At 67.6% G+C, this 6,744-nt stretch carries 6 protein-coding genes; all 6 read right to left on the bottom strand.

The genetic code is table 11. The annotated features are described in order from the left end of the window. Positions 1 to 990 (bottom strand): insulinase family protein (locus VGD93_RS08025; RefSeq protein WP_395010920.1); only part of this gene is annotated, 990 nt, incomplete at its 3' end. A 110-nt stretch (positions 991 to 1,100) separates the two neighbouring features. Further along, complete coding sequence (locus VGD93_RS08020) at positions 1,101 to 2,366, bottom strand: Glu/Leu/Phe/Val family dehydrogenase (protein WP_395010918.1); 1,266 nt, start codon at positions 2,364 to 2,366, stop codon at positions 1,101 to 1,103. Positions 2,367 to 2,573: 207 nt separating this feature from the next. Further along, positions 2,574 to 4,175, bottom strand: coding sequence for a peptide chain release factor 3 (locus tag VGD93_RS08015; RefSeq protein ID WP_395010916.1), 1,602 nt, complete (start codon positions 4,173 to 4,175; stop codon positions 2,574 to 2,576). A gap of 119 nt (positions 4,176 to 4,294) precedes the next feature. Next, entirely contained in the window at positions 4,295 to 4,966 is a 672-nt protein-coding gene (locus tag VGD93_RS08010; protein ID WP_395010915.1) for an outer membrane protein, read from the bottom strand. Positions 4,967 to 5,197: 231 nt separating this feature from the next. Continuing rightward, positions 5,198 to 5,809: an outer membrane protein gene (locus VGD93_RS08005; RefSeq protein ID WP_395010913.1), complete on the bottom strand. Its 612-nt coding sequence runs from the start codon at positions 5,807 to 5,809 to the stop codon at positions 5,198 to 5,200. A 189-nt stretch (positions 5,810 to 5,998) separates the two neighbouring features. Then, positions 5,999 to 6,658, bottom strand: a complete 660-nt coding sequence (locus VGD93_RS08000) for an outer membrane protein (protein ID WP_395010912.1) — start codon at positions 6,656 to 6,658, stop codon at positions 5,999 to 6,001. Positions 6,659 to 6,744 lie beyond the last annotated feature (86 nt).

The following is a 6,744-nucleotide window of genomic DNA, read 5'->3' as shown; positions in this document are numbered from 1 at the left end:
ACTCCCGGTCAGCCCCTCGCCCAGTCCGGAATCGATCAGCGCCTTGCGCAGCGGCGCCGCCGGCGTGCCGACGAGGATGAACTCGAGCACGCCGAGCGCCAGCATGGCCTGCGGATCGGTGACCTCGTCGAGCATCCAGTTGACGGTGACCATGGAGGTGTGCCGCCCGGGCTCGGCTTCGTTCGCGGCGTAGGTCTCGACAATGCGGCGCGGGGTGTCGAGCCGCGGCTGCAGGCCGACCGCGGACTCCACCTCGATGCGGTCGAACTGGCCCAGGTAGCGCTCGAGGATGGCGAGGCGCTCGGCCGGGTCGTCGTCGCCGTAGAAGACGATGCGGGCGTTGGAGGGGTGGTAGTATTTCGCGTGAAAGCCCTTGAACGCCGCATAGGTGAGGTCGGGGATGGCCTTGGGGTCGCCGCCCGAGTTCACCCCGTAGGCGGTGTCCGGATACAGCGATTGCTGGCTGAGCTTGCCCAGCACCGCGGCGGCCGACGAGTACGCCCCCTTCATCTCGTTGAACACCACGCCCTTGTAGGCCATCGGCCCCTGCGACGCCTCGCGTTCGTAGTGCCAGCCCTCCTGGCGGAACGTGTCCTCGGTCAGCAGCGGGAAGAACACCGCGTCGAGATAGACGCCGACCAGATTGTGGAAATCCTGCAGGTTCTGGCTCGCCACCGGATAGGCGGTCTTGTCCGGGAAGGTCATGGCGTTGAGGAAGGTATGCAGCGACCCCTTGAGCAGTTCCACGAACGGCTTCCTGACCGGGTAGTTGCGGCTGCCGCACAGCACCGAATGCTCGAGAATATGGGCGACGCCGGTGGAATCCGCCGGCGGCGTGCGGAAGGTGATGCCGAACACCTTGTTCTCGTCGTCATTGGCAAGGCTCAGCACCTCGGCGCCAGTCCTGCGGTGCCGGTACAACCGGGCCAGCGCGTTGACTTCCCCGATCTGCTGTTCGCGCACGAGTTCGAAGGCAGGATGCTGTGTCATTTCCGGCTCTTGGTCATTGCGGGGTGCGGCTAAAATAGGAAGCGCCCCCTGCTTGCGCTAGGGGGCGCCGGACGTTCCGTGGGCGGGCAGGCAGGGTCCCTGCCGCTCGCTCAGCTGATGAAGTAAGACTGCGTGCCGTGCTCCTCGATGGCGTTCGCCAGCCGCGACAGCGCATGGATATAGGCAGCCGTGCGCACGCTCGTGCCGCGTTCGCGCGAGATGTTCCACACCGCCCTGCCCTCGCGCTCCATGGTCTTGAGCAGCCGCTGGTGCACCTCCTCGAGGTCCCAGTAATAGCCCTGGCGGTTCTGCACCCACTCGAAATAGGACACGGTGACGCCGCCGGCATTGGCGAGGATGTCGGGCAACACGACGATGCCCTTCTTCTCGAGGATGGCATCGGCATCGGCCGTCACCGGCCCGTTGGCCAGTTCCAGCACCACCTTGGCCTTGATCGCGTCGGCGTTGTCCTTGGTGATCATGTCCTCGAGCGCCGCCGGCACCAGCACGTCGCAATGCACCCCGAGCAGCGCGTCGGGGGCGATGGACTGCACCCCGGCCTCGTTCGCCATGGCGGTGACCGGCTGGCCGGCGCGCTTGCGGGCGATGAGCGCCTCGACGTCGAGTCCGCCCGGCGCGTGGATCGCACCCGAGGAATCCGACACGGCGACGATCTTGTGCCCCTCGGCGGCCAGCAGCTTGGCGATGAACTGGCCGGCATTGCCGAAGCCCTGCACGGCGACACGCATCTCCGACCCCAGCCCGAGTTCACCGGCGAGGTGGCGCAGCAGGTAGAAACCACCGCGCGCGGTGGCGTCGTCGCGGCCGAGCGAGCCGCCGAGCGAGATCGGCTTGCCGGTGATCACCGCCGGCCGGACCTGGCCCGCCAGCTGGTAATATTCGTCGGCCATCCAGCCCATGATCATGGCGTTGGTGTAGACGTCGGGCGCCGGGATGTCGCGGTCGGGGCCGATGACATGGGCGAAGGCCTGCATGTAGGAGCGCGACACCCGCTCCAGCTCGGCCTTGGAGAGCTGCCGCGGGTCGACCCGCACCGCGCCCTTGCCGCCGCCATAGGGCAGGTTCATCACGGCACACTTGAACGTCATCCAGAAGGCCAGCGTCTCCACCTCCTCGACGGCGGCGTCGGGATGGAAGCGGATGCCGCCCTTGGTCGGGCCGCGGGTGTCGTCGTAGCGGCAGCGCCAGGCGAGGAACGACTTGCGCGAGCCGTCGTCCATGCGGATGAGCAGGCGCACCTTGATGGTTTCGCGCGGGTATTTGAGCTTTTCGATGACGTCGGGGTCGATTTGAAGATGGGAGGCGGCCTGGTCGAGGCGCACCAGGGCGCGGTCCAGCAGGGTTTCTTCGGTCATCGCGTGCTCCACTTTCGAAGGGTGCCAACCCGCTGGGCTGCAGTGCGAGGACAGCGGCTTGCCATTCGCATATGTCAGCTATGCTGACCGACTGCAACAGCAATCGTGTCCGAAAGGTGCAGAATCTGCGATGGCCGGGAGGCGACGCGCCCTCGCTTCCCGCCCGGGCGGGAAGCGAGGAACGACGGCGGGGTTGGGCCGGGGCGGCTAGTGCCGTTCCTTGGTGGCGAAGAACTGGATCTGCGGCCAGTCCTTCTGCGTGCGGGCGAGCCACCAGGCGCTTTGCGCCAGGTATACCGGGTCGCCGTCCTTGTCCTCGGCCAGCTCCATCTTCTGGGCCGAAATGAAGCGGTCGAGTTCCTTCCGGTCGTCGCAGCCGATCCAGCGCGCCATCTCGAAATTGAGGCTCTCGAAGGTGATCGGCACGTTGTATTCCTTGAGGATGCGCGCCTGCAGCACCTCGAGCTGCAACTGCCCCACCACGCCGACGATGTAGTCGGCGCCGATCATGCGCCGGAACACCTGCACCACGCCCTCTTCGGCGAGGTCGTGCAGGGCCTTGGCCAGCTGCTTGGCCTTGATCGGGTCGGCGAGGCGCACGCGGCGCACGATCTCCGGGGCGAAATTGGGAATGCCGGTGACCTTGATCTGCGCCCCCTCGGTCAGCGTGTCGCCGACGCTCAGCGTGCCGTGGTTGGGGATGCCGACGATGTCGCCGGCCACCGCCTCCTCGGCCAGTTCGCGGTCGTGCCCGAAGAAGAACATCGGGTTGGAGATGGCGATGTCCTTGCCGGTGCGCACGTTCCTGAGCTTCATGCCGCGCTGGAAGCGGCCCGAGCTCAACCGCACGAAGGCGATGCGGTCGCGGTGGTGGGCGTCCATGTTGGCCTGCACCTTGAACACGAAGCCGCTGACCTTGGGCTCGGCCGGGTCGATGGGACGGGGCTCGGCCGGCTGCGGCCGCGGCTCCGGAGCCCAGCGCCCGAGGCAGCGCAGCAACTCGGGCACGCTCACCGCCTTCAGCGCCGAGCCGAAGATCACCGGCGTCAGGTGCCCGGCGCGGTAGGTCTCGAGGTCGAAGGCGGGCAGCCCGGCCCGCGCCAGCTCGAGCGTCTCGAGCGAGGCCCTGATCACCGGGTCGGCGACGAGCGCCGCGTCGCGCAGCAACTCGTCGGCGTCGGTGAAGTCGCGCAGCGTTTCGCCCCGGGCATCGAGCACCCGCTTGCCGACGAGGTCGACCGTGCCCCTGAAATCGACGCCCTGCCCCAGCGGCCACACCACCGGGGTGACGTCGAGCGCCAGCGTATCGGCGACCTCGTCGAGGATGGCCAGCGGATCCTTGCCCTCGCGGTCGATCTTGTTGGCGAAGGTGACGATCGGGATGTCCCTGAGCCGGCACACCTCGAACAGCTTGAGCGTCTGCGCCTCGATGCCCTTGGCCACGTCGATCACCATCACCGCCGCGTCGACGGCGGTCAGGGTGCGGTAGGTGTCCTCGGAAAAGTCGGAGTGGCCGGGGGTATCGAGCAGGTTGAAGGTCAGCCCGTCATGCTCGAACGTCATCACCGATGAGGTGATGGAGATGCCGCGCTGCTGCTCGATCTCCATCCAGTCCGAGCGCGTCGAACGCTGGTCGCGCCGGCCGCGCACCGCGCCCGCCTGCTGGATGGCGCCGGAGGCGGCGAGCAGCTTTTCGGTCAGCGTCGTCTTGCCGGCGTCGGGGTGCGAGATGATGGCGAAGGTGCGGCGGGTCTGGTACGGCAACGGGCGATCGGTCGGCGCCGCGGCGGTCAGGGCGTTCATGCGCATGCTCGGTGAAGCGGGGGTTGGGGCCGATATAATGGCTCGGGCCCGAAAAGCAAAGCCGCCTCAAGACGCAAAACCCCGCCGCGGCGCGCGCCGGGCGGGGTTGCAGGGAGCGGCCGCCCCTAGAACTTGAAGTTCACGCCGGCGGTCAACGCATGGGTGGTCAGGCTGAGGTCGGTCGGCACGGCGAGGTCGTAGGTCGCCTGGCCGTAATCCGAATAGCGGTACTGCAGGTCGACCGACAGATTGTCCGTCGCCGCTACTTCGACGCCGGCACCGGCCGTCCAGCCGAAATGCACCTGCGAGCTCTCGTCGCCGCCGATCTCGCCGGTCGCCCCGGCGACGGCGAGGCCGCCGGTCAGGTACGGCATGAAGGCGCCGCCGTCGAAGCCGGCGCGGCCGCGCAGCGACGCCGTCCAGTTGATGTCGTAGTCGAGGTCGCTGTTAGCGTCGTAGCCGTTGATGCCGCTCCAGGCGACGTCGCCGACGGCACCGACGACGAAGCCGTCGGAGACGGTGAAGTTGGCGCCCAGATTGGCGCCGATCAGCCAGCCGGACAGGTCGAGTTCGTCCCCCGGAAGGTTGATGACGCCGCCGTCTGCGTCGGTCACGGTGCCCCAGCCATAGCCGGCGAAGCCGCCGACATAGGCGCCGTCCCAGCCGCCGCTGCCGCCCATGTTGACGAAGCCCGGCATGGACGAGGAATTGTTGCTGTAAAGGTCTGCCGCCTGGGCCGCCGGGACGAAGCCGAGAGCGGCCGCGCCACAGAGAAGTGCGAGGGAGATGCGAGTCATGGAAAGCCTCCTTGTGAGGGTTGGCGCTGTGCCCTGGAGGCGATGAATCGATCTAAATTCGAAACAAAGTCTTTACGAACCGGCGGCGCGGGGGCGGCGCCCGGTTTCGTTACCGGACTCTGCTGCGACACGGTTAGCGAAGCGTGAATCGGCGCACGGAAAACCCCGCCCGGCTGGTGCCGGACGGGGCTGCGTTTCGGGCCGGCGGGAGCCGCGCTCCCGCGTGCCGGATCAGAAGTTCCAGTGCAGGCCGGCGGTGACCTGGTGGGTGGCGAAGCCGAACTCCGCGCCCCCGCCGTAATCCTTCGCGCCCAGGTTCGTGTAGCGGTACTGCAGGTCGATCGAGACGTCGTCGGTGGCCGCGAACTCGAGGCCGGCGCCGGCGGTCCAGCCGACATGCAGGTTGCCGAGGTCCGGCGGCTCGACATAGCCCTGCCCAACGGCAAGGCCGGCCGTCAGGTAGGGCATGAAGGCGCCGCCATCTATGCCGATGCGGCCGCGCAGGGAGCCGCTCCACTGTAGGAAGATCACGTCGAACTCGTCGACCTGGCTGCTCCAGGCGATATCGGCGACGAGACCCGCCACGACGCCGTCGGCGAGTTCGAAATTGACGCCCGCGTCGACACCCAGCAGCGCGCCGGAGACCGAAGTGCCCGCGAAATCGCCGGTGAGTTCGCCCGACGCCGCGCCGCCGAACACGCCGATGAAGGCGCCTTCCCAGGCACCGGAGGCATCGACGACACCGGCGACCGGCGCGTCGATGATGAGGTCGGCCGCCTGGGCGGCAGCGGCGAGCGTCAGCGCGGAAACCCCCGCGGCGAGGAGAATTACGAAGCGATTCATTGTGTTAACCCCCAAACCCTTTGGGGCCTGCATAGCCCGTCGCAGCGCAAAGGGCAAGCGTGGCCGATTTGCGGCGTCGCCACATTTCGAACGGGCGCGGCGGGGCAACGAAAAACCCCGCCCGGCTGGCGCCGGACGGGGTGAGTCGTGCCGTCGGTGCGGGCGGGGATGACCCGTCCGCGACCGGAATCAGAAGTTCCAGTGCAGGCCGGCGGTGACCTGATGGTTGGTCAGGCTGAGATCGGCGTCGGGGACGATCTCGTAGGTCTGGGTCCCGTAGTCCGAATAGCGGTACTGCAGGTCGATCGACAGGTCCTCGGTGGCCGCGATCTCGACGCCGGCACCGGCGGTCCAGCCGACATGCACGTTGCTGTCAGAATCGCCCGAGTAGTCCGCCGTCGCGCCGGCCATCGCAAGACCGCCGGTGATGTACGGCATGAAGGCGCCGCCATCGAAGCCGAGCCGACCGCGCACGGATCCTGCCCAGTCGATGCCCACAGTGGTGTCATAGCCGGTGTCTTCGCCGCCGATGTCGCTCCAGGCGATGTCCGCAACGACGCCAGCGACGATGCCATCGCTGAGGTAGAAGTTGTAGCCGAAATCGGCGCCGACCAGCCAACCGGAAAGATCCAGTTCATCGCCGTCGAAGACGTCGTCGGTAATGGCCTGGGTGGCCGTGCCCCAGCCGTAGCCGGCGAACACGCCGACAAAGGCGCCTTCCCAGCCGCCGCTGGTCGTCTCGACGACGCCGACGGCGGGCTGCTCGATGATGAGATCGGCGGCCTGGGCGGCCGAGGCGATGGCGAGGGCGGAAACGCCCGCGACCAGGGAAATGGCAAAACGAGTCATATGTCTTCTCCTTCAGAAGGAGTGAGACATAGGCTGCCCATTTGTGGACAAAAAGTGGCCCGCCTCCGTCCGGGACGGGTTTGCGG

Source organism: Devosia sp., from assembly GCF_036406155.1.
Classification (GTDB): Bacteria; Pseudomonadota; Alphaproteobacteria; order Rhizobiales; family Devosiaceae; genus Devosia_A.
The sequence above is the reverse complement of the archived record's forward strand: the minus strand, read 5'-3'. Positions and strand labels throughout refer to the sequence as shown.